Source organism: Algibacter sp. L3A6, assembly GCF_009796825.1.
Classification (GTDB): Bacteria; Bacteroidota; Bacteroidia; order Flavobacteriales; family Flavobacteriaceae; genus Algibacter.
The window spans coordinates 177,123-202,175 of record NZ_CP047030.1; the positions used below are offsets into that span (position 1 = coordinate 177,123).

Annotated in this window: 19 protein-coding genes; 6 read left to right on the top strand and 13 right to left on the bottom strand. The window is 32.1% G+C overall.

The features are described 5' to 3' along the window. Nucleotides 1–224: 224 nt before the first annotated feature. Together pyrF and prfA are read right to left on the bottom strand one after the other, a co-directional pair. On the bottom strand, nucleotides 225–1,037 hold the full coding sequence (gene pyrF, locus GQR98_RS00680) for an orotidine-5'-phosphate decarboxylase (protein ID WP_159017812.1): 813 nt from the start codon (nucleotides 1,035–1,037) through the stop codon (nucleotides 225–227). A 100-nt stretch (nucleotides 1,038–1,137) separates the two neighbouring features. After that, nucleotides 1,138–2,214, bottom strand: a complete 1,077-nt coding sequence (gene prfA, locus GQR98_RS00685) for a peptide chain release factor 1 (RefSeq protein WP_159017813.1) — start codon at nucleotides 2,212–2,214, stop codon at nucleotides 1,138–1,140. Between the two features lie 403 nt (nucleotides 2,215–2,617). Between prfA and GQR98_RS00690 the strand changes: the two genes are divergently transcribed. Beyond that, nucleotides 2,618–3,280 (top strand): ATP-binding cassette domain-containing protein, encoded by a 663-nt coding sequence (locus GQR98_RS00690; protein WP_159017814.1) that lies wholly within the window; start codon nucleotides 2,618–2,620, stop codon nucleotides 3,278–3,280. A gap of 856 nt (nucleotides 3,281–4,136) precedes the next feature. On the opposite strand, the gene GQR98_RS00695 is transcribed toward GQR98_RS00690, so the two are convergent. The 5 genes from GQR98_RS00695 to GQR98_RS00715 form a co-directional block, all read right to left on the bottom strand. Continuing rightward, complete coding sequence (locus GQR98_RS00695; protein ID WP_159017815.1) at nucleotides 4,137–4,757, bottom strand: hypothetical protein; 621 nt, start codon at nucleotides 4,755–4,757, stop codon at nucleotides 4,137–4,139. A gap of 325 nt (nucleotides 4,758–5,082) precedes the next feature. Then, nucleotides 5,083–6,042 (bottom strand): DUF3078 domain-containing protein, encoded by a 960-nt coding sequence (locus GQR98_RS00700; RefSeq protein WP_159017816.1) that lies wholly within the window; start codon nucleotides 6,040–6,042, stop codon nucleotides 5,083–5,085. A gap of 72 nt (nucleotides 6,043–6,114) precedes the next feature. Next, nucleotides 6,115–6,807, bottom strand: a complete 693-nt coding sequence (locus tag GQR98_RS00705) for a hypothetical protein (protein ID WP_159017817.1) — start codon at nucleotides 6,805–6,807, stop codon at nucleotides 6,115–6,117. Between the two features lie 24 nt (nucleotides 6,808–6,831). Continuing rightward, entirely contained in the window at nucleotides 6,832–8,010 is a 1,179-nt protein-coding gene (locus tag GQR98_RS00710; protein WP_159017818.1) for an AIR synthase related protein, read from the bottom strand. A 204-nt stretch (nucleotides 8,011–8,214) separates the two neighbouring features. After that, complete coding sequence (locus GQR98_RS00715; RefSeq protein ID WP_159017819.1) at nucleotides 8,215–10,401, bottom strand: glutamine synthetase III; 2,187 nt, start codon at nucleotides 10,399–10,401, stop codon at nucleotides 8,215–8,217. A gap of 320 nt (nucleotides 10,402–10,721) precedes the next feature. Here GQR98_RS00715 and GQR98_RS00720 point away from each other — a divergent pair, with 320 nt between their 5' ends. After that, the gene (locus GQR98_RS00720; protein WP_042497348.1) at nucleotides 10,722–11,744 is read left to right on the top strand and encodes a glutamine synthetase beta-grasp domain-containing protein; all 1,023 of its coding nucleotides are present in this window, start codon (nucleotides 10,722–10,724) and stop codon (nucleotides 11,742–11,744) included. Between the two features lie 551 nt (nucleotides 11,745–12,295). On the opposite strand, the gene GQR98_RS00725 is transcribed toward GQR98_RS00720, so the two are convergent. From GQR98_RS00725 to GQR98_RS00735, 3 genes are all read right to left on the bottom strand, one after another. Next, a complete protein-coding gene (locus GQR98_RS00725; RefSeq protein ID WP_199270251.1) occupies nucleotides 12,296–14,263 on the bottom strand; it encodes a hypothetical protein in 1,968 nt (655 codons plus the stop codon). 97 nt (nucleotides 14,264–14,360) lie between these two features. After that, a complete protein-coding gene (locus GQR98_RS00730) occupies nucleotides 14,361–15,986 on the bottom strand; it encodes a fasciclin domain-containing protein (RefSeq protein WP_159017821.1) in 1,626 nt (541 codons plus the stop codon). Nucleotides 15,987–16,640: 654 nt separating this feature from the next. Continuing rightward, a complete protein-coding gene (locus tag GQR98_RS00735) occupies nucleotides 16,641–17,456 on the bottom strand; it encodes a T9SS type A sorting domain-containing protein (protein ID WP_159017822.1) in 816 nt (271 codons plus the stop codon). 1,090 nt (nucleotides 17,457–18,546) lie between these two features. Between GQR98_RS00735 and GQR98_RS00740 the strand changes: the two genes are divergently transcribed. Continuing rightward, nucleotides 18,547–19,392 carry a phosphatase PAP2 family protein gene (locus tag GQR98_RS00740; protein ID WP_159017823.1) on the top strand — a complete coding sequence of 282 codons (846 nt, stop codon included), beginning with the start codon at nucleotides 18,547–18,549 and terminating at the stop codon, nucleotides 19,390–19,392. Nucleotides 19,393–19,458: 66 nt separating this feature from the next. Continuing rightward, nucleotides 19,459–19,644, top strand: a complete 186-nt coding sequence (locus tag GQR98_RS00745) for a hypothetical protein (RefSeq protein WP_159017824.1) — start codon at nucleotides 19,459–19,461, stop codon at nucleotides 19,642–19,644. A 57-nt stretch (nucleotides 19,645–19,701) separates the two neighbouring features. Here the strand turns inward: GQR98_RS00745 and GQR98_RS00750 are convergent, their stop codons facing one another. From GQR98_RS00750 to GQR98_RS00760, 3 genes are all read right to left on the bottom strand, one after another. Beyond that, on the bottom strand, nucleotides 19,702–21,003 hold the full coding sequence (locus tag GQR98_RS00750) for a leucine-rich repeat-containing protein kinase family protein (RefSeq protein ID WP_159017825.1): 1,302 nt from the start codon (nucleotides 21,001–21,003) through the stop codon (nucleotides 19,702–19,704). 108 nt (nucleotides 21,004–21,111) lie between these two features. Further along, on the bottom strand, nucleotides 21,112–21,627 hold the full coding sequence (locus tag GQR98_RS00755; protein ID WP_159017826.1) for a GNAT family N-acetyltransferase: 516 nt from the start codon (nucleotides 21,625–21,627) through the stop codon (nucleotides 21,112–21,114). A gap of 12 nt (nucleotides 21,628–21,639) precedes the next feature. Further along, the gene (locus GQR98_RS00760; RefSeq protein WP_159017827.1) at nucleotides 21,640–22,584 is read right to left on the bottom strand and encodes a calcium/sodium antiporter; all 945 of its coding nucleotides are present in this window, start codon (nucleotides 22,582–22,584) and stop codon (nucleotides 21,640–21,642) included. 235 nt (nucleotides 22,585–22,819) lie between these two features. Here GQR98_RS00760 and GQR98_RS00765 point away from each other — a divergent pair, with 235 nt between their 5' ends. Then, entirely contained in the window at nucleotides 22,820–23,179 is a 360-nt protein-coding gene (locus GQR98_RS00765; RefSeq protein WP_159017828.1) for a BlaI/MecI/CopY family transcriptional regulator, read from the top strand. Between the two features lie 2 nt (nucleotides 23,180–23,181). After that, nucleotides 23,182–24,981 carry a M56 family metallopeptidase gene (locus tag GQR98_RS00770; RefSeq protein WP_159017830.1) on the top strand — a complete coding sequence of 600 codons (1,800 nt, stop codon included), beginning with the start codon at nucleotides 23,182–23,184 and terminating at the stop codon, nucleotides 24,979–24,981. Nucleotides 24,982–25,053: the final 72 nt, after the last annotated feature.

The window sequence follows — 25,053 nt, forward strand, 5'->3', positions numbered from 1 at the left end:
ACGAAAATAATATTTACAGGATTTTATAGTATAAACTATGGTTTCATCCATATAAACTATAACCCATTTAGTGTTATTGGCCGTGTATAACATCCTTATCCCTGGGTAATGAGATGTATTTCAAAATGCTTCTAGTCAATTAATACACTCAATAATTATTAAAAAACAAAACAGCCACCTTTTAAATAAAAGATGGCTGTTTTTATAAAATAATAAAATGCGTTTTATTCTAAAATCGCTTTCATGTCTTGCTGAAGTATTTCTGCACTTTTAGCAGCGGCTTCTGCAAAATCTTCGTTTTGAGATGCATAAATAATACCTCTCGAAGAATTAATTAATAAGCCAACATTGTCCGTCATACCATATTTACAAACGTCTTGCAAGTTTCCGCCTTGAGCGCCAACACCAGGAACGAGTAAAAAACTATTTGGAATAATTTTTCTAATATCAGCAAAGTATTCTGCTTTGGTAGCACCAACAACATACATTAAATTCTCGGCGTTTGTCCATGTTTTAGACGTTTCCAAAACCTGTTTATAAAGCTCTTTTCCTTCAACCGTTTTGGTTTGAAAATCAAAAGCTCCAGCGTTAGAAGTTAAAGCCAACATTATAGTGTGTTTATCTTTAAAAGCTAAAAATGGCTCCACAGAATCTTTTCCCATATATGGTGCTACAGTTACCGAATCGAATGCTAAATCTTCAAAAAAAGCTTTAGCATACATAGTACTTGTGTTACCAATATCACCACGTTTTGCATCGGCAATCGTGAAAATCTCAGGGTGTTTTTCGTTTAAATATTTAATAGTTTTCTCTAAAGATTTCCAACCTTTAATACCATAAGCTTCATAAAAAGCCGTGTTTGGTTTATAAGCCACGCATAAATGATGTGTTGCATCGATAATGGCTTTATTGAAAGCAAAAATAGGATCTTCCTCTTTTAAAAGGTGTTGTGGTATTTTATTTAAATCCACATCTAAACCTATACATAAAAAAGATTTTTTCTTCTGAATTTGTTCAATAAGTTGCTTTGTTGTCATCCTTACTTAATATTCCTTAAAAGGAAATTACTATTTAATATTAAACTTAACGCACTATAAATTACATGTTAGTTTTAACACCAACATAGCAGTACATATTCTAAATGATATCGGTATTTGCTTTTAATTTCTCTGTGTTTTCAGCTAACATTAATTCGTCTAATATTTTTTGAATATCACCGTTTACAATATTTGATAGATCGTAAAGCGTTAAACCAATTCTATGATCGGTTACACGACCTTGCGAGTAATTATAAGTTCTAATTTTTGCAGATCGATCTCCCGAAGACACCATACTACCACGTTTAGCAGCATCGGCTTCGTTCTTTTTAGCCAATTCCATTTCGTAAAGACGAGAACGTAATACTTTAAAGGCTTTTTCTTTATTTTTATGTTGCGATTTTTGATCTTGACATTGCGCCACTAACCCCGTTGGTATGTGAGTTAAACGTACCGCTGAATAGGTTGTATTTACCGATTGTCCACCTGGTCCAGATGAACAGAAAAAATCGATTCGAACTTCTTTAGGGTTAATCTCTACATCAAATTCTTCCGCTTCTGGAAAAACCATAACCGTTGCTGCACTGGTATGCACACGACCTTGAGTTTCTGTTTGTGGTACACGTTGTACGCGATGAACTCCAGCTTCAAACTTTAAGGTTCCATAAACATCTTCACCCGAAACTTCGAATTGAATCTCTTTAAAACCACCATTTGTACCTTCACTAAAATCTACCGTATCTACACGCCAACCTCTACTTTCGCAATACTTGCTGTACATTCTAAATAAATCTCCTGCAAAAATACTTGCTTCATCACCACCGGTACCAGCACGTAATTCTACTACAGCATTTTTAGAATCTTCAGGATCTTTAGGAATTAAAAGTACTTTTATTTCTTCTTCTAACTTAGGAATACCAACTTTAGCTTCTTCCAATTGCATTTTGGCCATATCTACCATTTCGGCATCACTACCGTCTGCAATTATTTCTTCAGCTTCAGCTAAATTATTAGTAAACTCTATATATTCCTCACGTTTATCCATGAGGAGACGCAAATCTTTGTATTCTTTATTAAGCTCTACGTAACGCTTTTGATCGGTGATGATATCTGGTTGGATAATTAAATCGCTAACCTCATCAAAACGTTGTTTTACTATTTGTAACTTCTCTAACATCTGCCTTATTTAATTGGAAATCAAAAATACAATAAATTATGAATTTTCAATGACTACATGACACGGAACTAACGTAACTTTAAAAATATTTTGCATTTTTTTTCGTTATAAGCCATACTATGCAACAATTATCTGCTTTATTTATATTTTACCGACCATATATGTTATGGTCTTTTGGCGGGAATATACTTTTTGCCGTCATGGGTTATAGCTTAATTCCTATATTTATAATAAAATTGATTCTGATTGCTTTTTTGTGGTATTTAATGAATGAAACCAACGCAAAACGCAAATTGATATTCTATAAAAACTTGGGTCTTTCCACTTTAAAACTCTTTGGTTGTCTATTTATTATGGATTTAATTTTAAGTCTTCCTTTTCTTTTAATTTTGAAAGAATTTATATGATTTTTGAAATCGATAACATTGAATTATCCTTTAAAGAAAAACGTATTTTAAACGGTATTTACCTTAAAGCTGAAACAAATAATATTACAGGGTTATTAGGAAGCAATGGTTGTGGAAAAACGTGTTTATTAAACATACTATTTGGGAATTTAGAACCTAAATACAAACTAATTCGTGTAGATAATAAGCCCATTTTAAAACCACTCTACCAAACAAAATTAGTTGGCTATTTACCTCAACATCATTTTATTCCTAGCCATTTAAAAGTAAAAACTATTTTTAAACTTTTAAAAATCTCTTGGAAGACATTTACACATCATTTTGAAGTTTTCGGACATTATAAGAAAATTAAAATTGGAAAATTATCGGGAGGAGAACGCCGCTTAATTGAAACATACATCGTTTTAAAAAGCAACACTAAATTGGTTTTATTAGACGAACCCTTTCCTCATCTATCTCCCTTGAATATTGAAATTATAAAAAATGTGATTACAGCTGAAAAAGAGCATAAAGCCATTATAATTACCGATCATTTATATGAAGAGATTATTGATATTGCTGATAATCTTTACTTTATAAAAAATGGTAATTCAAGACGCATTGAAAATATAAAAGAATTAGAGGATTTGAAGTACTTAAACGCTTCTAACCTTAACTAATTTAAATGCTTTATCGTTTTTATTTTCTAAAACAGAGAATAAAACACAAAAACTTACACCAAATAAAAAGAAAAAATACTCCAAATAGCATAAAGCCATTAATTGAAGATAGTGAGCAATAACGCTTGTTATTTCGGCACAAGTTAAAAACAAAACCAATAAAGCAAAATATTTGGACCTCGAATCTTTTATTAAGCGATACCGAATAGCAAAAGCCGCAACTATAATTAGAGCACACCCTAAAAGAAAGTACAAATTAACCAAATATTCTAAAATAATAAAAGGTTCTATCATTGCGATAACAGCTCGAACTACATAAGTATTAAGAAAAATAAGCAATCCATAAATTAGATATTCAATATAACTAATACGCAATGTTTTTTGTTTGAAAAAACCACAGAGACAAAGCATAACATAACCAAATAATTTAAAAAGGGTTGGCCATATGGTGTTGAGTGGGTTTTCAGAAAAAACAAGGAAAGTTTCCGATAGAATAAAGCACAACCAAAAAAGTATTATACTCCATTCTGAATAAATTTTATACTTCAAAACAAATACAAAAAGCACTAGTTCTGTGAGCAACACAACGTTTAAGCTATAACTAAGAAATAAGGCAAAACAAGTCAACACAAAAAAAATGCTGGTTATTAAGTACACCTTATTTTTGAGACTTAACATGCTCTATATATTTTTGCGTAGCGGTAAACCAAGAGATTTCTATTTAAGCGTGTAATTTAAAAATATTATAAGAAATACAAAATATGTAAGCAGATAAATATCTTTTTAAGATAACATCTAAAAGATATACGTTAAAAACACACGAATAGACGTCTGATTTACTTACGTTTAAAAAACTCTAAATACTGCCTGTTTTTATTAATTTATGTACACTATCACTAACGTTTTCATCAATAAAAGCAATGACTCCAAAACTCAATCCAAATAGAAAGAAAAAATATTCTAGATAATACATGAAGGTATAATTTAAAAAGAAACCAACAATCCCGAAGACTTCAGCTGTTATTAAAAAGGCTATTAAAAACAAGAAATACCTAGAACGCGAATCGTGCAACAATCGGTATCTATATGAACTTATGCTGAGCAAAATAAGAATGATGCCATACACAAAAAATACGACCGTCATATATTGTTCTTCAACCAAATCTGCAACCAATTCAACTATTTTATAAACCACATATACATTTATCAAAAAAACGAGTGAGTAAACACAAAGATCCATGCTATTATTCTTTACTTTTTTCTGCTTAGGATATACGTAAATCAGTAGCATAAAATAACCAATAAGCTTTAGTGATGTGGTTATCGGGCCATAAGCGATATTATTATTTAAATATATAGCTGTTGCCGATAACGTAAAAAAGAGCCAAAATAAAGGAATAGTCCACTCTTTTATTTTTTTAAATTTAAGAAAAACACTAAAGAAAATAATATCGGCTAAAAGGTTAATTGTAAACACACCACTTACTTTGTGAAAGTATTGACAACAACAACATAAAATAAAAAGAACAGAAGTAATTAAATATATTTTATTCTTGAGCGTTAACATTTATGAGGCATTTTGTTTACAACAATAGTCGTAAATTTTTCAGTAAAAATTAACGCAATTTAACTATATCATTTAAAACCTGCTAGTTAAGAATCCTGAAAGTTCATTTTATGCAAATATTTCTATTTTCAATAGTTAAAAAATCAATTTCGTAAAATAACATGCTATTTTGTAGTAAATTAAAAACAAAATATCAATTAAAACACCTTACTAATAAAAGGTCTGAGTTCTCGATTTAAAAATCTACAGCAAAACCAACACCTAAAAACTGTTTCCACTGCACTTTTGCTCCAGCTTCTTCAGTTTCACCTTCAACATCTGTTTCAATAGATGTTTTAACATCATCATCATACCTTAAATGTGAGCCTAAAGTTGCTCTAATAAAACTATTAACCTTAAAATCAAAATCTACACTCCAATCTACGTCTACATTTCCAAAGTTATTAACATAATCAGAATACATGCTCAATTGGTTTTTAACGGTTATGTTTTCGACTAGCTCCATTTCGTAACTGTTAGTTATTAAAACACCAACCTCTCTACGGGTTTGTTCGCCTTCGCGAATTAATAAACCTTCAGAATCGTAAACAGCCGGAGTAACACCAAAAGCTCCTGCGTTTGCTAAATCTTCATCTAAAACAAAGGTAGCTTTTAAGGTAAGTGGTGAAAAATAAAATGACATTTTCTCAATATTTTTACCGTACTCCATACCACCACCCAAAAACAAATAACCTGGCGCCATTAGTCGAGATATAGGATTGTCTGTATTTGGGTAACTATATCCATTGGTTAACTGTGTTCTAAAATTTAATTGAGCTGAATAAAACCAGTTAGATTTTAAATCTGGTTTAAATCCCATGCTAGAATTGATTTCGATTAAATCGTCGGTTTTTCTAAGCTCTCTAGATTGTTGCTTATTTATACCGTAACGCATACGCGCATCGTTTCTCCATGAAAAATACTTATCGCTATAATTAGCACTAGTCTCAAAACCTACTAAACCAGAGATTGAATTACTACCACCTGAATTCCAATTAACAAAAGCGACTTCACTTAAATCGAAAGTTGCTTTATTTTTTTGCTGCCATTGCGGACCATCATATTTTGGCTTAGCTACCTTTAAGAATAAAGAATCGGGCTGAGCATGAATACATTGAAAAAGGAGACAGGCAATAATTAAGAAAGAATTTTTCATGATTATATTAGGGTATTTTTTAAAATTACACAAAGCATCAATAATTGTACCATTTTAACGAATATTTAAGAATTATATTTCAAGTGGCTTAATAATTTTAAATTCGACTACGCTATAAACGAGCAAAGCCCCTAAACCTAAAACATATAACGGTCTAGAAACATAAAATAAAAAATCAAAACCTAAAAAATATCCCGTCGATGTTAAAACATTAGAAATGGCAACGCCGTATACAAAAACCACGTAATACCTAGCTTTTACAGTTGAATAACCATAACTGTAAGCAAATGCTAGTATGGCTAAAAATATTTGAAGTGCACCATAAAAAAGCGCAACCACAGTTAATGATGAATCTTTTGATGTGACTTGAGTTAAGTTTAATAACTTAAAAAGTAAAAACACATGCAATAAGCCTACAACAAAGAACACCAAAGTAGTAGAAACATTATATTTTAAACGAATTATTTTAGGCAAAACATCTAGACAAACACATACAGCTGCAAGCCCTCTAAAAACAAGAGTTAAACGGGCGTAATACAAGGTTTCAAAGAAATGTATAAAAAAATCGGCAAAAACTAAACTAATGAGCGCAAGCAATAGGAATATGTTTTTATAACCTTTCAACAAAACAAATAGAATAAGGAAGGAAGCACTGCTAATAAACCTTATGTTTCGCATGCCTTCTAAATCAAAAAAAGTTATGGTTAGCAAATTTGCCAAAACGAGCAAAGCTGTAACTCCGAAAATAACTTTTTTCGACTCCATGGAAAAAATATTAAATATTAGTTATTAATATACAAACTCTCCAAACTCACTATTTATTGTTAATTTTTTAGTTTCAGAAGCCTCTACTCTACCAATAATTTTAGCATCGACGTTAAACGATTTAGATATAGCAATAATATCTTCTGCTATTTCTGGTGTTACGTACAATTCCATTCTATGACCACAGTTAAATACTTGGTACATTTCTTTCCAATCTGTTTTAGATTGCTCTTGTATCAATTTGAAAAGCGGTGGAATTGGGAATAAATTATCTTTTACAATATGAAATTGATTTACAAAATGAAGAATTTTAGTTTGTGCTCCACCAGAACAATGTACCATACCATGTACTTTATCACTTTTAAACGTTGATAAAATTTTCTTTATAATTGGAGCATAAGTTCTTGTTGGTGATAATACAAGTTTACCAGCATCTATTGGAGAATTCTCTACAGCATCTGTTAATTTTACACCACCAGAATACACAAGATCTTCGGGTACTGCCGCATCAAAACTTTCAGGATATTTTTCGGCTAAATACTTACTAAACACATCGTGTCTTGCAGAAGTTAAACCATTACTTCCCATACCGCCATTATAGCTTTTCTCGTAAGTGGCTTGTCCAAAACTTTCTAAACCTACAATTACATCTCCAGCTTTTATGTTGGCATTATCTATAACATCACTACGTTTCATACGTGCTGTTACGGTAGAATCTACAATTATGGTTCTCACTAAATCTCCAACATCGGCAGTTTCACCACCTGTAGAATGTATAGTAACTCCAAAAGATTTTAAATCTTCCAAAAGTTCTTCGGTACCATTTATAATAGCCGAAAGCACTTCACCTGGAATTAAGCTTTTGTTTCTACCAATAGTAGACGATAGCATAATATTATCTGTCGCACCAATACACAATAAATCGTCAATATTCATTATTAACGCATCTTGAGCAATACCTTTCCAAACGGAAACATCTCCGGTTTCTTTCCAATACATATAAGCTAACGACGATTTTGTACCTGCGCCATCTGCATGCATCACTAAGCAATAATCTTCATCATTAGTTAAATAATCAGGAACTATTTTACAGAAGGCCTGCGGAAACAAACCTTTGTCTATATTTTTAATAGCGTTGTGAACATCTTCTTTTGATGCTGAAACTCCTCGTTGTGCGTATCGTTTTGAAACTTCTTGACTCATAATATTCTATTGTGTTGCAAATTTACTTTTTTGAATGAAAAAACCCCACTTTTTTAAAGCAGGATTTTAGAAGTTTTAATATTTAATGGGTTAAACCCTTTATTATTTTCAATTCTCTATTCTTTTTTAGTAAAAACTAAATAAAAGAAAAGTTTTAAGCCTTCCATTTATCTCTTTTCAACTAAAAAAACAATTGTATTCTAATTATCGTGTAAATAATAATTCGCGATATTTCGTTAATGGCCAAATTTCATCATCAACCAACATTTCTAATTTATCACAGTGATACCTAATATCATCAAACAGCGGTTTTACTTTTTTCGCATAAGCTAAAGCTCGTTTTTCAATATCTTCAATAGCATTTGCTTTTCGACGTTGATCCACCATTTTGGTGACATTTGAATTAATACCTTCTATATGATTCGAAATTTCTTCAATTAAAAGCACTTGTTCTTTAGAAACATCGTGATATTTCTCTTCAAAAATCTCTTTTAATCCGCGAACATTTCTAATTAAAATATTTTGATATTTAATTGCTGTTGGCACAATATGGTTTCGAGCAATATCGCCCAAAACGCGACCTTCTATTTGTATGTGCTTGCTGTAAGCTTCCATCTCAATTTCGTAACGCGCTTGGGTTTCTACCTTACTCATAACATTCATTTCTTCAAACAAATCGATAGTTTGTTGAGATATTTTAGCAGTTAACGCTTCCGGAGTGGTCTTGTTGTGGCTCAACCCACGTTTTTTCGCTTCTATTTCCCAAGGTTTACCATATCCATTCCCTTCAAATAAAATTGCTTTAGTATCCTTTATATATTCTCGTAAAACATTAAAAACGGCTTCGTCCTTTTTTAAATCTTTTTTATTGATTAAAGCATCAACTTCAATTTTAAAATCTTTTAATTGTTTTGCTACAATAGTATTTAAAACCGTCATTGGGTTACCACAGTTTGCAGTAGACCCCACAGCTCTAAACTCAAATTTATTTCCTGTAAAAGCAAAAGACGATGTTCTGTTTCTATCCGTATTATCAAGTAAAACATCAGGAATTTTACCTATAACATTAAGCTTAAGTTCTGTTTTTTCTTGCGGCGATAATTTTCCTTTTGTAACCCCCTCAAGCTCATCTAAAACCTTAGTAAGTTGCTCGCCAATAAACACCGACATAATAGCTGGTGGCGCCTCACTAGCTCCCAAACGATGGTCATTACTTGCCGACGCCACAGAGGCACGCAAAAGTGCTTCATGTTTATAAACCGCTTTAATAGTATTTATAAAAAAGGTAAGAAACTGTAAATTACTCATTGGTGTTTTTCCTGGCCCCAATAAATTTACTCCAGTATCTGTAGAAAGTGACCAGTTATTATGCTTTCCAGAACCATTCATTCCCGCAAATGGTTTTTCGTGAAAGAGCACTTTAAAATTATGTCGAGACGCTACACGCCCCATTAAATCCATTAAAAGTGAATTGTGATCTACTGCTAAATTCGCTTCTTCATAAATAGGAGCTAATTCAAATTGATTGGGAGCTACTTCGTTATGCCTTGTTTTCACAGGAATTCCCAAAAGCATACACTCCGTTTCTAGTTCGCGCATAAAATTTAAGGCTCTGTTAGGTATCGATCCAAAATAGTGGTCGTCTAACTGTTGCCCTTTTGCAGCCGAATGCCCAAGCATAGTACGCCCAGTAAGTGTAATATCTGGACGACTAGCAGCCAACATCTTATCTATTAAAAAATACTCCTGTTCCCAACCGAGAGAACTGGTTACTTTTTTTACATTTTTATCAAAATAGCGACATACAGCCGTAGCCGCAGTATCTACTGCATTTAGTGCGCGTAAAAGAGGTGTTTTAAAATCTAACGCTTCACCTGTATAAGCCACAAAAATAGTTGGTATACAAAGTGTAGTTTGGTAAATAAAAGCTGGCGATGTAGGATCCCAAGCTGTATAACCACGAGCTTCAAAAGTGTTTCTAATGCCTCCATTCGGGAAACTAGAAGCATCTGGTTCTTGCTGTACCAATTGGTCCCCACCAAATTTTTCAATAGCCATACCACCACCAATAGTTTCAAAAAAAGCATCGTGTTTTTCGGCAGTCGCTCCTGTTAAAGGCTGAAACCAATGCGTGTAATGTGTAACTCCTTTAGATAAAGCCCAATCTTTCATAGAAGACGATACTTGGTCGGCAATACTCCTGTCTATTTTTTTACCATGACTTATAGCATTCATAACGCCATTAAAAGCATCTTTGGTTAAATATTGGCGCATGGTGTTTTCGTTAAACACGTTTTTACCAAATAAATCCGATCGTCTTTCCTTTTCCTCAATATGCACAGGTTTATAGGCCAACGATTCTTTTACAGCATGAAATCTAAGTGTAGACATTTTCTAAAGCAGTTTTATATTTTCTAATAATTCTTCAATATAACTCATAAAAAATTTAATTCTAAACATCAGTATTAAACTTTCGGGCAAAAATAGGCACCAAAATCAAGAATTCCGTAAAATCCACAAATATATTATTAACACTTTTTCAGTATTTTCAATAAATAATCAACTTTTTTTAAAATAATCCTCAAAAAAGTAGGGTATAAATAAAAACAAGTCACCTCTTTGTTAAAACACCCCTAATAAATTCGTAGTAAAAACTTAAAAATATATATTTGTGATATTATTATCAATATTTCAATTATAAAATATTCATTATGGCAAAAATTAAATTAGAATACCTTTGGTTAGATGGTTACCACCCTACTCAAAACTTAAGAAGTAAAACTAAAGTTGAAGAGCATGAAGACTTCAAAGGTACATTAGAAGAAATAGGAAATTGGTCTTTTGATGGATCGTCTACTAGACAAGCAGAAGGCGGATCGTCAGACTGTTTATTAGTTCCTGTTGCAATCTACCCAGATCCAGATCGTATCAACGGTTATTTAGTTATGACTGAAGTTATGAATGCTGATGGAACGCCACACGTATCTAATGGTAGAGCTACTATTGATGATGATGATAATGATTTCTGGTTCGGTTTCGAGCAAGAGTATTTCATTATGGATAATAAAACACAATTACCTTTAGGTTTCCCTGTAGGTGGTTATCCTGCTCCACAAGGTATGTATTACTGCTCTGTTGGTGGTAAAAACACACACGGTAGAGATTTCGTTGAAGAGCATGCAGATTTATGTATCGCAGCAGGTTTAAACTTCGAAGGTATTAACCAAGAGGTTGCTTCAGGACAATGGGAGTACCAATTATTCGCAAAAGGCGCTAAATTAGCTGGTGACGAACTTTGGATTTCAAGATATTTATTAGATCGTTTAACAGAAAAATATGGTTACTACATCGAGTACCACCCAAAACCATTAGGTAAAGATATGGATTGGAATGGTTCTGGTATGCACGCAAACTTCTCAAACAATGTTTTAAGAACATGTGGAGACAAAGAAGTTTACGCAGCAATTTGCGAGGCTTTCCGCCCAGTAGTAAAAGAACACATTGCTGTTTACGGTGAGTTTAACGACCAACGTTTAACAGGTTTACACGAAACTGCAGCTATTACAGATTTCTCTTGGGGAATTTCAGATAGAGGTGCGTCAATCCGTATTCCTTTAATCGCAGTAGAAAAAGGTTGGAAAGGCTGGTTAGAAGACAGACGTCCTGCTTCAAACGCTGATCCATACAAAATTGCAGCAAGAATTGTGAAAACAGTTAAATCTGCAAAAGTATAATTCACATAGCATAACATTTTGTTCATAATATAAGCGCTAACATTTATTTGTTAGCGCTTTTATTTTACAAAATATTTAGTTTTCGGGCGTTACCCACAGGGTCAGGCTTTCCACTATATCTTTATTTGTGCCACAACGGTTTCAAACTACTTACAGCTTAGAGGCTAACACAAAACGTCGGTACTACCTACAACAATAACGCTCGCACAAAAAAGGATGCCGCATCAATCCCTAACGCAAACTCCCGCCGAGGTATTGAACTCAGGATTTACTTAAAATCCTGTGTGTGTTTTTTAATCTACCAACTCATTCACAGTGTAAACATGCTATCTAATCAACTCATTGACAAACCCTAATTTATCTATAGAAGAAATAATAATTAAATTGAAATAATTAAAAGCAAGCTCAATTCTACCCAGAGAAAACGCCGGAGATGCCATTAAATTAATGCTTTGTTTTACGCAATTTCACCTTATCAAGATCAAAATATGTTTTTAAAAAAATACCGCATTTTGTTTTCAACTAACAATCTCTTTATGTAAAATATTCTATTACAAAACTGGCGTAAACTTTACAGTTAGGGAACCTTCAGTGATTGGATGGATAAAATCTACACCTATTCGGTATGCGGGTCCTCCTTCTCTTAAACGTTCAACTGGAACACGCTCATCAATGATCTTTAAAGTTCCGTCTCCGCTAAAAATTTCTACCTTCAACCTATGATTTCCCTTTTTTATAATAACGGTATTCGTGTCTACAATTTCATAATCTGATAAGGTCATGATTGCTACTCCAAAATTTCCTGGTTCTGAAAGTAAAAACTCATCGGTTATACTAATAACTCCTTTTCCTGATTTATCGTTTTCCATGGTTCTCACCAAATGGTTCAAACTAGATATTTCATAAGCTGCCTTTAGATCCATTACTACCTTATCATAACTTTCTGTAAATTCTGTAGCAGTTATTTTACCCTCAAACTTACGCCCTTTGGACTGTAACATATTATTTATTCTAGGAACAGGATGTCCCCAAGAACTACGGGCAGGGTTAGTATCTGAAAACGCTCCAGCGGTATAAGATGGAGCACCAATATCACCTGTCATCATATCTTTACCTAATACAATAGTATAAGTACCAACATCCATATGGTTATGGTTTTCGCTATTGTGTCCTGCCTTAATAGCAATAGACAAAGGTACTTCTTGAGTACCACGAGATAAAATCATTCCAAACTGGTCAAAATAAGTATGATTAGGAAGTTTATTTTCAACTTGAACGCTTTCACTTCCATCCATTTCTGCATTCATATATCCCCACTCAATAAGTTGATAAAATGCTGGATAAGTATCTGATGTTTTTAGATTTTTATTAACAAGAGGAAATCCTGCACCGTATTTTCTAGCAACCATTCTTTTTGCAAAACCACCATCATAAGAAATTTTAGTAACACCATCAGCAAATGGTGAAAAAACACCTTCAGCGATTTGATACCTGTAAGGAAAGTTTGCAACGTTCATTAATTTTTTTGGATTATCGAACTCAAACAAATTGATAACTCCATTTGTAAAATCATAAATTATTTCTGCCAGATACAAATAATGACCAAATCCGTATCCCCAGTAACCAGCTCCTTCAGAACAATAACCATCATCTCCAAATCCACTAAGATAATTTTTCATACTATTAATGGCTGTACCTATAGCTTTAAGTCGTTCATTATAATTTTGAGATATACTAATGGACACAAAAACAGCTCCACTTGTACAAACTGAATTCCAATTACTTGTTCCTCTATACCAATTTAGATGTGTTTTTATCTCTCCACTAGTTGACTGTATATAAGCATTAATTATTCTCTTTTGCAGAGTGGTTTTAATTTTCTGTCTAATTTCTGCTGAAAGTTTATCCTGCAAAAGTACTTCTGCTAAAGCTAAATCTGAACCAAATCGACGTGAACCTAAATCAATGGCTATACTTTTACCCTCCAACACATCGTTAGATTCGTTATCGTGATTGGGGTGTAACCAAGATTTCATATCTAGAATAGCTTTTAAGTAGACTTCAATTTGCGGTAAAAACCGACCTTGATTTTCTATACATTCGGCAAGCATAAAATGCTCCAAACGGGTCATGGTTCTATAATACCGAGGTTTATAAATTTCACGATTCCCTTGCTTATTGGCCAAACGATAAATAGCATCTGTAATAGGAACTTCAGGCTGAATTTTAAGATCCAAAAACGCATCTTCAACATATGATTTTCCAGACTCAGTAGCAGCGATACTTTCCCAATAATCTCGATCACCTATAAAAGGAGACAACTGATATTGCTGTTGAGGAACAACAGCTCGTAACAGATCTAGTTGTTCGTTAGTAGGACCTACTTCATTAACATTTCCCGCATCCAAATAGGTTTTAATATCAAACTTATTCTCTTTATTTTTTTTTTGCTCCCTTTTACAACTTGAAGCAAAAAGTACCATAGTTAAAAGCAGTAATGTTAATTTAATTTGGTTCATGGCTTTACTTAAAAAATTCCTGTTTATTTTATTTTTTGAAAGTGATTTTTTTTTAAGGAAAAAACAACTTCCTTTCTAACGCGCTATTAATTAAAAATTATTCAATAGGTATAAATTCAATATAATCTAAACCAATTGCTCCACTTTCAATTGACTCAAATCTTATAGTATGACTTTTTGTTTCAGAGCAAAGCAATTCTTTGGTTATAACATATCGACCAAAACTTGTACTATTAAATGCAGAATTACCATTTTTATCTACTAGTTCTTTCAAACCAGGTCTCCATCCGTTTGCTTCCATGGCTGCTTCATCTGGAAACCCAACATCCGTCGTTTTGTTTCTCGGATCCCAAGCCGAGCCTAAAGGAACGCCATCCCAATACGTTTGATAAAGCCCTCTAGCTTTATTACCTCCGTTACCACATACCGTTACTTCATATTTACCTCTCGGCAATACCGGAGTATCAAACTCAGCCCATTGTCGTTTTGACATACTAAACGTTACCCAATTATATGAAGGGTTGTTAGAACTTCGTAAAAACCTTAAATTAGCTTCAGGGTACCATCTTATTCCCGTGTAAGCCGTGCTTGGATAATACTTACCACTTTGTACCAATCCTGATTGATATTCTGGTGAATTTACAATTGGATCAAAGATTATATATTTTGGTTTTGGGTTAAATATAGTAAGCATTTTATTTACGGTATGATAAACACCATTTTTAGCAGGAAAGTTACTTTCATCCATAATTAATGAAGTCCAAGTATCGTTTATTCCTGTTTCTGTTTCGTTTATTTTAAGTTCTTTATCTGTTTTAAACGATTTCCAAGTATTTCGTGATAGTACAGTGCTTACAAAAGCATCATCTGGAAAGTTTCTAGAATACATAAAGTTAAATGTAGCGTGATAGGCTATAAATCTATTTAATTCATTATTCGTATTTGTAAAATCGCTATCGTTTGGAGAAATTCGGTTTACCAAATCTTGAAAGGAATTAATCCCTTCTTGAGCATAAACGGCATCTGATTCTGCTAAAATGGTAAAATTGTTTTTTGAACCAAACTCATTAAAAAAAGGCAAAAACATTTCATTATAACCTGTTTTCTTTAAGGCCTCTACAAAAATGGAATGTTTACCTGCCTTTTCCATAACTACAGGTATTGGATCTACATAAGGATCTAATACACTCTTTATGCTATGAATAACACCATTAACAGCATCTATATCAAATTCCCCTAGACCTGCTGTTCTATTAATTTCGACATTAGCTATACCGCCTCCATTTAAAAAGGATGTAGTAAGAAAATCGCCTGTATAAGTTGTATCTAAGATCCTTCCTTCTTCAAAACTACTAGACCTCCTAGTTGTTGGTATGGTGTGGAATTTCACTAATATTTTTAAAAAGGCTATATCTTCAGTACTATTTAGTTCACTTAGAGATTTCACATTAAATTTTTCCATCAAATAAGTTTCAACAGCCGCATTGGTTGGAACAAAACAAGTATAATTACCATAAGAACTTAAAGAATTATAAAATTCTGTTTTTTTGAGAATTTCTACATAGGACGAAAAAGTCTCTGGATTGGACTCTAATGTCTGCACTATATTCATCTTATCAGATGTAAAATAGGTGGTATTATCTAACTCGTCATTACATCCTACAATGGCGATTAATATTAGAAAAACACCACCTAGTAAAGCAATAAATTTGTTTTTTTTCATAGTTTTTTATTTTAGATAGTTTAAATTTTGAAATAAATTAGGATTTAAATTAACATCAGTGAATAAACTGATATTTAAAATGTTGTCTTATGGATGTTATATTTTTTGCTCCTATAACAAGAAATATAATTATCTAAAACACGAGTAAATTACAGTAAGGGATCTACGCCTTTAGCCTCAATAAAATCAGCATAACTAATTGATTCTTCTATTTTATATTTTTTGTGGTTATTCCCCCGTAGAATTTAATAACAGTACTTCGTTCGTGTCTTTGCTTAAATAAGTATCAAAAAAAAAATGCATATCGTTATTCTTGCCGCATATCTTTCTTTTATTTTTCCATACTATAGAAGTTGCTAATTCTAACAATCTGTTATAACTGTTTCAGTAGTATCTTTTACCTCGTTTGGTGGGCTAAAGTAAATCTCGTATTCCGGTAAACGCTCTGAAATTTATCAGCGATATTATTGAGGTTTTAAGAAAATCTTCTCTGCCAATTTCTTTATAAGAAAAAGCAAATCCCTAAAACTCCAAGTTTAGCCATAAGCCCACATAAAACACTAGAAACAAACTTGATAGCCAATACCCAAGTTACAATCTCTTGTTTTATCATCTAATACTCCTAATAATTAAGTGCACATTTATCACCTTATATTATTTTAATAAAATCTTTTTAGCAAATACTGATGCTTCACCAGTAATCTTAACGATGTAAACGCCTTGATTATAGAAAGGAATTGACACATTACTAAATTGCGCTACAGAGCTATGTAATTGTTTTCCTAAAAGATCGAATATTTGCACTTTTGCATTTAACTCGCACTTTACAATGTCTATTTTATTTTCTCCTGATATAATTTTTGTTAATGATCTATTTGCAACATCTCTATTACTAAGTGGCTCAACATAATTTTTAATTGCTTGAATTGATACAAATGTTTTAATCCATTCAACATCTACTGTAGTTCTTATAGGATCTGTGAGATCACCTGTATTATCTAAGGCTAATATGATACGCTCTATAGCACCATCATTTAAAGCAGAAGTGGTAAAGTTATCACCGGATATATCAAAGAAAAAAATGTGATCATTGTTTAAATCAGTATCTGCTTCACCATATGCAATTTTATTTTTATACCATGCACCGGTACCCGCTGTCTTGAGATACATTAATACCCTTGAAGCTGGAGTATGCGATAATTTTATAGCCATATAGGGATAGTTATTCTTATCTAGATAAGTCGTTGGGGTTGGCATCTCCATTTGAAAACCATCTGTAGCATCCTCATAAGTATAAGTCATAACTCCTCCAGAAACTTCCAAAGGGTTAGCATTATTAAATCCCACAAACCCTTCAGCATCCCCATCAGTGTTGAATAAATACTCATAATCTCCCGATTGTGCATTTAAACCTGCATTCATAAAAAACAATGCTATCAATAACATTGGTAATTGTGTAGTTTTTTTCATAATAAATTAGTTTAATAAATAATTAAATTTTCTCCATTTTAAGAAGACCAATTATTTTAGTCTTATTTAGTAGTTAACAATATTAAATATTAACATAATAAGAGTATCTGACTTATGATTCAAACAATCAACATTATAACCCAAAACCAATAAAAACAAGGGTTTGAGACGAGCAAAAACAGATTTCGAGTAATATTTATTTTTTTTAGAGAGGCATTAAACATTTAAAACAAACAAAAAAAATACCACTTAAATCACTAACAATCAACATGATAAAAAAAATAAATTAATCTAAAACTATATATAAATGGAAAAGCATTGTACTTAAATTTTTATTATCTTCTTAGTTGTTAAAAAAACGGTTATTGCTTATTCCAGCAAAATAAATACCACTCAAAAAGTTTCTAATATCTATCTGTTACTCGTTATTTTCTAACTTTATTTTAGTTAATAATTCACCCATAATGCTATAAATTTCTATACCCGCATCCAAACTATAAGTTATGGTAAACATGTTTTTAACAAGATTTGGGTTACCCCTATTAAATCTTGTTAAAAATCACGCACTCCTAAAGTTAATCCTGCATATTTAAGGATATAATCAAGCGAAGCAAAGTTTTTAATACATTCTATGTCGTTATAGGTAGTATTAGCTACTCCACTTGTGTTGCCATCATCTAGAAAAAAACAATTCTATTAGTATCGATATAGCTTCTTCCATTTGTATACATTTGAATTTTTCTTTTTTTGCCTAACACAAATTTAGGTGCGATTTACAACCGAACCGCAACGCTCGCACAAAAAAGGATGCCGCATCAATCCCTAACGCAAATTCCCACCAAGGTTTTATCTTATTGAGAAAACCGACCTACTCTTGCTTCCTTACTCTTCTCCATAATTTATTATCTATACTCACTTTAATACACTATTTGCTCATAATAAAACAACAATTTAAACAGACTATATCTCTATATATGTCATGAAATCATTAATACAGACACATATATTAGTCATAAATAAGATATTAATATATATTTGCACGCCCATTTCAGGTAGATAATTTCAATTACCTACCAACACCATTAATTGTATGAATAAAGTACTTATTATCTTTTTATTATTCTGTTCCAACTTCATGAACGGACAAACCACACCGGAATCATCTGGAGAGCAAACCATCTGGCAAACCTTTAAATACGATATGGGTAGTGTTGGAAAAGGTGTTGGTTATGCTTTTAGTAGGCCAACAAAATGGAAAGGCAAACAATGGATAGACTTTGCAGGAATAGCTGCAGGAACAGCTCTATTGACGCTTGCAGATGATGAAATAGACCATTGGTCTGATGGTTTCCGAAGTGCTATTCCTAATAACGTACTACATTTTGGCGGAAAAACAGCTAAGCCTGAAGGAAACTATAGCCTTAGCGGTGCTGTCTATTTTACAGGGCTATTTATAAAAAATGAAAAAATTAGAAGAACAGGTGTTTTAATGCTAGCTTCCACAATTACAGGCGGATTTTTACAGCAAGTAACTGTGCGAGTTCTAGGAAGAGCGAGACCATTAACTGGAGAATCAGCAAATAGTTTTAATGCCTTTCCTTTAGAAAAGGTTAATAATTACGATTCTTTTTTCTCAGGCCATACGGTCTTATCCTTTGCAAATGCTTACGCCATTGCCAAACAATTTAAGAGTCCTTGGGTAAAAGCTGGAATATATACTGTAGGTATGATTCCTGGATTTACAAGAATAGTGATAAGTAAACATTGGTTTTCCGATGTTGCACTAGGCACTGTAATGAGTATTTTAATTGTAGAGTCTATCGATAAATATTTAGACTCTAGATACGATCAAAAATACAATAACAACAATAAAAAGGTAAATTGGTATTTATCTTTTGCACCAGGACAAATTGGAGTTAATCTTCGTTTTAATTAAGAAATTAACCTTAAAATATGTAACAAATATTATAAAGTTAATACTAACTATAAAAGCTAAAATAAAATGAAAAAAATAACGAAAAAACAAACACTAATTCTCCTATCCATTGGAATGTTTGTAATTGCGATTTCTCAAATATTTTCTCAATTTATTGAATTATCAGATTTTGCGAAAGGTTCTTTTACGGGAGTAGGATTAGGGTTACTACTAACCTCTTTGATTTTTGGAAATTTTAAAGCTGTACAATAACGCTTCTATAAAAAATTTGTCACGAAATAAAACAACATTTACACGTTAAAAACCTTATCAAAACTCATCCAGAACCTCTAAAATATCTGAAAAGCCTGGACGCAATCTAACATCGCTACTTGTACAATCAGCGATTAATCTTTGCCATTTTTCGAGAAGTTCATTATTCATGTCATTTTCACGAACAAGATCTAACACATCTTCTACTAAACAAGCATAAGCACGCACTTCTACACGCTCAATAGCATAAGCAAGCTCAGAATTAACATCGTAAAAAGAAGCTGCGCCAAAATCGCCTAGAAGACAATCTGCCGATGCATTCACTAATATATTATGAGCATACAAATCACCATGGTTAATACCTTTTTTATGTAACTGCTCGCAAACTGAAGCTATACTTTTTGCAATTTTTAATAACTCCTGTGCATTAAAAACAGAGGTTTCATCAAATACATCGCGTGTGCAGGTTTGTAAACTTGGCGGATTTCCTAAATTGACGTAATCTGGAGAAATCAACGTCATTATTAAACCTATTTTATCGTCCGGATGGTTTTTAATTTTTCCTAAAACAGGAATTAAATTCTCATGAGCACCAGCTGCAATAGAAATAGCCATTTCATCATCTGGTAAACCGTCGCTAGTAACATCACCTTTAAATACTTTAACAGCAATATCTTTATTCTTCGATTTCCAAAAGGCTTTTGAAATAAATCCAGAAGCGCCTTCTCCTAATAATTCTTTAACAGAAAAATCGTTCCAATCAAAAGCTTCAAAATCGGGCTGTAATTCTATTTTATCAGCAGCAGGATTACCTCCAAAAGCTACCCAACTTAATTTCGGCAACTCAAAAAACCAATCTGGAATCGATTTTAATTTATTAGCCGAAAACCGAATGAGTTCAAGATTCACACAAGCTTTCATTTCAATAGGTAATTCTTCAATTAAATTTCCTGCTAAAGCGCATTTTTGAAGCAACATACAATCTCCAATACTCTTCGGAAGTTTTTCAATTTTATTATCGGTTAAAATCAACCAATTTAATAGTGGCGGAAATGCTTGCTCTGGCACTGTTTTAATTTGATTCGATTTAAAACCAATCATATTCAAATTAGGGCATTTTGCAAGTATGCTTGGAAATTCCGTAAAGTTATTTCTTGCAAAAAATATAATTCTTAAATGCTTAAGCTGAGCAATACTTTCGGGTAAAGAAGTCAATTTATTATCCGATAAATCTAAAACCTCTAAAGTTTCGGAAAGTGATATAATTTCTTCCGGAAACGTCTCTAAACCACAAGCTAGCTTTAGTATTTTCGAACCAATTAATTGTCCAGATTTTAATGCTTCTAAAGAATGTACCATGTATCGATTTTGAAGTTGCAAATCTAACTATTATAGATGTCTAAAAAGCAGAAAACCTCAGGTTTTTCGGGATGATTTACCGCTTAAACATTCGAAATAAAGAAAAAACTAATAAGCCTTGAACATAATATGATTAGGATTTGATCGCATATCGGAAAGTTTAAAATCGTAATCGCCAACAATTTTAAACTCATTTTTTGTGTAGAATTTTATCGCTTTCAAATTTTCGACCCAAACAGCCAACCAAATTCCTTTTTGATTATACTGCTTAGATGTTTCAATGATAAAATTAAAGAGTTCTACTCCCAGTTTTTTACCATGAAAGGCCTCCAATAAATAAAGTCGATCAAGTTTAGTAACAGCAGGTTCATTAACCCAAGGGCTCATTGCATTAATCTCTATTTTTGAAAAGCCAGCAATTTCACCTTCAAAAGAAATAATATAATATTGAACGTTTTCGTTTTTAAACTCTTCAGCTATAGCTTGTTCTTGATAGGTTTTATCAACAAATTTTTTAATATCATCTTCCGAAGCACTATGTCCGTGAGATTCTAAAAAGGCTTGACGTCCAACTTTAGCAATTAATCGAGCGTCTTTAACTGTTGCTTGTTCTATTTTAATCATATTACAAAAAATCTATTTCCCTGTAAATACTAAAAACATAAAAACACCATAACCAACAACTAAAGCAAAGCCTTTTAATCTGCTAATTTGTAAACGTGTTGGTAAAAATATTAACGGAATTAAAATAGCCGAAAAACCAAGCATCCAGAAAATATCTGTACTTAATATAGAAGGTTCTGTTACCGGAATTGGTTTTATCATAGCCGTTAAACCTAAAACCGATGCAATATTAAAAATATTAGATCCAATTAAATTCCCTAAAGAAATAGCTTTTTCTTGTTTTGCTGCAGCAATAACCGATGCTGCTAATTCTGGTACACTTGTACCAATTGCAATAAGCGATACACCTATTACAGCCTCGGAAACCCCTATAGAAACAGCTATAGCCTTAGCGCCTTCTACTAACCATTCACTACCAAAGTAAAGTGATGCTGCTCCAATTAACAGCCACAACCCTATTTTAAAATTAGAAACAGTAGCCAAAGTATCATCAACCTCATCTGAAGCCGTATCTTTTTTGGCGCTTCTTATTAAATATATTAAAAACACGATAAGTCCTGCAAACAGAATACCTCCTTCTATTGCCGACAATACGCTATCGTTTTTCAGAAAATAATACAGTGCTATAGAAAACACCATCATCACAGGCCAATTAACTTTATAAAATGATTTATCTACAGCAATAACGCTTACCATAGCCGTGATACCTAATACCAAACCAATATTGGCAATATTAGATCCCACAACATTAGTTATAGCAATGGCTGGCGACCCAGACAAAGCGGCTTGTAAACTTACGAGTAACTCTGGTGCCGATGTTGCAAAAGAAACCACCGTCATTCCAATTACCATTTTGGAGATATTAAACTTAAAAGATAATGCTACAGATGCACGAACCAAAAATTCGCCACCAACAACCAATAAAATAAAACCAAGGATAACCCAAAGTAAACTCATAACTATATTTTTTTGCGAAGATAATTGAAACTGAAAATTGAAAAGCTAAAAGCCAAAAGTTTTTTTTTGAAAACAATAAAGAAAGCAAATAGATTAAAGACCACCTTTCGGCTAAAATTAAGAACAAACACTTTTGAAAACTTAAAAAACAGTTAAATAACTGCTATTTTAGTTTTATAACTACAAAAATAGTTATACATTTGAAAACTACTGATAATTAACATTTTAATTTATAATGGAAAAGTTAACCAACAAAGAAGAAGAAATAATGCACATTTTATGGAGGCTAGAAAAGGCTTTTGTAAAAGATGTTTTGGCAGAAATAAAAAATGACAAACCACATTATAACACGCTTTCTACTATAATTAGAAATCTAGAAGAGAAAGGATATGTAGCCTACAATGCCTACGGAAAAACTCACCAATATTACCCTATTGTTTCTAAGGAAGATTATAGAAAAGGTTTTATGAATACAGCTATTAATAACTATTTTAATAACTCTTACAAAAACATGGTATCCTTTTTTGCTAAGGAGGAAAAGATTAGTGTAGACGAGCTTAAAGAGATTATTAAACTCATTGAAAGAGATAATTAATTATGGAATACCTATTAAAAGTATCCGCCTTATTAGCCATTTTCTATGTAAGTTATAAAGTGTTTTTGCAACGCGACACTTTTTTTAATGAGAATAGATGGTTTTTAATACTCGGTATTGTAACTGCATTTGTGTTGCCTTCTTTAGTGATTCCAATTTATATTGAATACACTCCTGTAGACGCACCAAATTTTAATAATATCCCTACGGAGGTTTCCGAAAATATCGAGACACCATTTAATATATTAGATTATTTACCTATAATTTATTTACTAGGAGTCATCGGTTTCTCTATTCGGTTTTTAATACAACTTACCTCTTTAAGTTTAGTTATTTCTAAAAGTAAAAAAGAAAAACACGGTAAATACACTTATATTAAAACGGACAAAAACATATCGCCTTTTTCGTTTTTCAACTGGATTGTTTTCAACCCAAATAACTTTAACAACAACGAGTTAGAACAGATTCTAATTCACGAAAAAATTCATTCCAATCAAAAACATTCCATCGATGTTTTACTCACACAACTTAGTTGCATTGCACTATGGTTTAATCCGTTGATATGGTTCTACAACAAAGCTTTAAAACAAAATTTAGAATTTATAGCCGATAATGAAACTCAACATCAAATAGATTGTAAAAAAACGTATCAAATCACTTTACTAAAAACAAGCTTGCCATCTCATCAAATGGCTTTAACCAATAATTTTCACACATCATTAATCAAAAAACGAATCGTTATGTTACACAAATCAAAATCGAAAAAAATCAGTTTATTTAAGTACACTCTTATTATCCCCTTACTTTTTACCTTCATTTTTAATTTCAATACAGAAGTTATTGCTCAAACTAAAGAACAGAATATTAATATTACAGGTAAAAGTGATTCCGAAGTTCCTTTAAAACTAGAAGAAGACGATAATCCGCTTATTATAATAGACGGTAAAACATCTAGCAAAACCAACCTTGAGCACCTAAACCACTCCAATATTGAAAGTATAAACATACTTAAAGGAAATGCTGCAACGCAAGCTTATGGCAACAAAGGAGACAATGGTGTTATGTTAATAACCACTAAACAACAAAGCCAATGGAAAGTTAGCTCTGAAAGAAATAAAAATGTTATTCATGCCACTAAAGACACTATATATGTTAACGAAAAGCCAAATGTTTTACAAAAGCTAGTTAACGGTTATGATAAAGAGCCACTTTTTATATTAGATGATAAAACAATAACTAAAAAAGAACTTACTTTACTAGACGAACAAACCATTAACTCCATATCTACCATCAAAGGAGAACAAGCCACAAAGAAATATGGTAAAAATGCTAATAATGGTGTTGTAGTAATAAAAACCAGAACAGCAGATTCCCAAAATAGTCCTTTTGTAAAAATAGTAAAAGTAAAGTTATACATTGTCGATGGCGAAGAAATTAAAGAAGCTGACTTCCAAAAAATAGATCCTGAAAACATCAAATCCATCAATGTACTTAAAGGAAAATCTGCTATTGATAAATATGGAGAAAAAGCTAAAAATGGAGCTATAGAAATTACGACTAAGAACAATAATCAAAATAACTCAGATTCTCTTCAAACAAAAAAAACACAACATAAATTAGAATTAGCGAAAGACAAACAACCTTTAGTTTATGTTGACAACGAAGAAGTAAATTACGAAGACTTGAAAAACCTTGACACAGAAAACATAGAATCAATGAATGTTTTAAAAAATAAAAACGCTACTGATAAATACGGTGATAAAGGTAAAAATGGCGTTATAGAAATTACCACAAAAAAATAAACTCCCAACCCATAAATTCAAAATTAAGGCACTCAGCAATGAGTGTCTTTTTTTGTTTTTTAAAATTTCAAA

What these genes read in the sequence shown, in the direction of transcription:
- pyrF (WP_159017812.1), bottom strand. Translation starts at nt 1,037, where the DNA reads ATGACAACAAAGCAACTTATTGAACAAATTCAGAAGAAAAAATCTTTT.
- prfA (WP_159017813.1), bottom strand. Translation starts at nt 2,214, where the DNA reads ATGTTAGAGAAGTTACAAATAGTAAAACAACGTTTTGATGAGGTTAGC.
- GQR98_RS00690 (WP_159017814.1), top strand. Translation starts at nt 2,618, where the DNA reads ATGATTTTTGAAATCGATAACATTGAATTATCCTTTAAAGAAAAACGT.
- GQR98_RS00700 (WP_159017816.1), bottom strand. Translation starts at nt 6,042, where the DNA reads ATGAAAAATTCTTTCTTAATTATTGCCTGTCTCCTTTTTCAATGTATT.
- GQR98_RS00705 (WP_159017817.1), bottom strand. Translation starts at nt 6,807, where the DNA reads ATGGAGTCGAAAAAAGTTATTTTCGGAGTTACAGCTTTGCTCGTTTTG.
- GQR98_RS00710 (WP_159017818.1), bottom strand. Translation starts at nt 8,010, where the DNA reads ATGAGTCAAGAAGTTTCAAAACGATACGCACAACGAGGAGTTTCAGCA.
- GQR98_RS00715 (WP_159017819.1), bottom strand. Translation starts at nt 10,401, where the DNA reads ATGTCTACACTTAGATTTCATGCTGTAAAAGAATCGTTGGCCTATAAA.
- GQR98_RS00720 (WP_042497348.1), top strand. Translation starts at nt 10,722, where the DNA reads ATGGCAAAAATTAAATTAGAATACCTTTGGTTAGATGGTTACCACCCT.
- GQR98_RS00725 (WP_199270251.1), bottom strand. Translation starts at nt 14,263, where the DNA reads ATGAACCAAATTAAATTAACATTACTGCTTTTAACTATGGTACTTTTT.
- GQR98_RS00730 (WP_159017821.1), bottom strand. Translation starts at nt 15,986, where the DNA reads ATGAAAAAAAACAAATTTATTGCTTTACTAGGTGGTGTTTTTCTAATA.
- GQR98_RS00735 (WP_159017822.1), bottom strand. Translation starts at nt 17,456, where the DNA reads ATGAAAAAAACTACACAATTACCAATGTTATTGATAGCATTGTTTTTT.
- GQR98_RS00740 (WP_159017823.1), top strand. Translation starts at nt 18,547, where the DNA reads ATGAATAAAGTACTTATTATCTTTTTATTATTCTGTTCCAACTTCATG.
- GQR98_RS00745 (WP_159017824.1), top strand. Translation starts at nt 19,459, where the DNA reads ATGAAAAAAATAACGAAAAAACAAACACTAATTCTCCTATCCATTGGA.
- GQR98_RS00750 (WP_159017825.1), bottom strand. Translation starts at nt 21,003, where the DNA reads ATGGTACATTCTTTAGAAGCATTAAAATCTGGACAATTAATTGGTTCG.
- GQR98_RS00755 (WP_159017826.1), bottom strand. Translation starts at nt 21,627, where the DNA reads ATGATTAAAATAGAACAAGCAACAGTTAAAGACGCTCGATTAATTGCT.
- GQR98_RS00760 (WP_159017827.1), bottom strand. Translation starts at nt 22,584, where the DNA reads ATGAGTTTACTTTGGGTTATCCTTGGTTTTATTTTATTGGTTGTTGGT.
- GQR98_RS00765 (WP_159017828.1), top strand. Translation starts at nt 22,820, where the DNA reads ATGGAAAAGTTAACCAACAAAGAAGAAGAAATAATGCACATTTTATGG.
- GQR98_RS00770 (WP_159017830.1), top strand. Translation starts at nt 23,182, where the DNA reads ATGGAATACCTATTAAAAGTATCCGCCTTATTAGCCATTTTCTATGTA.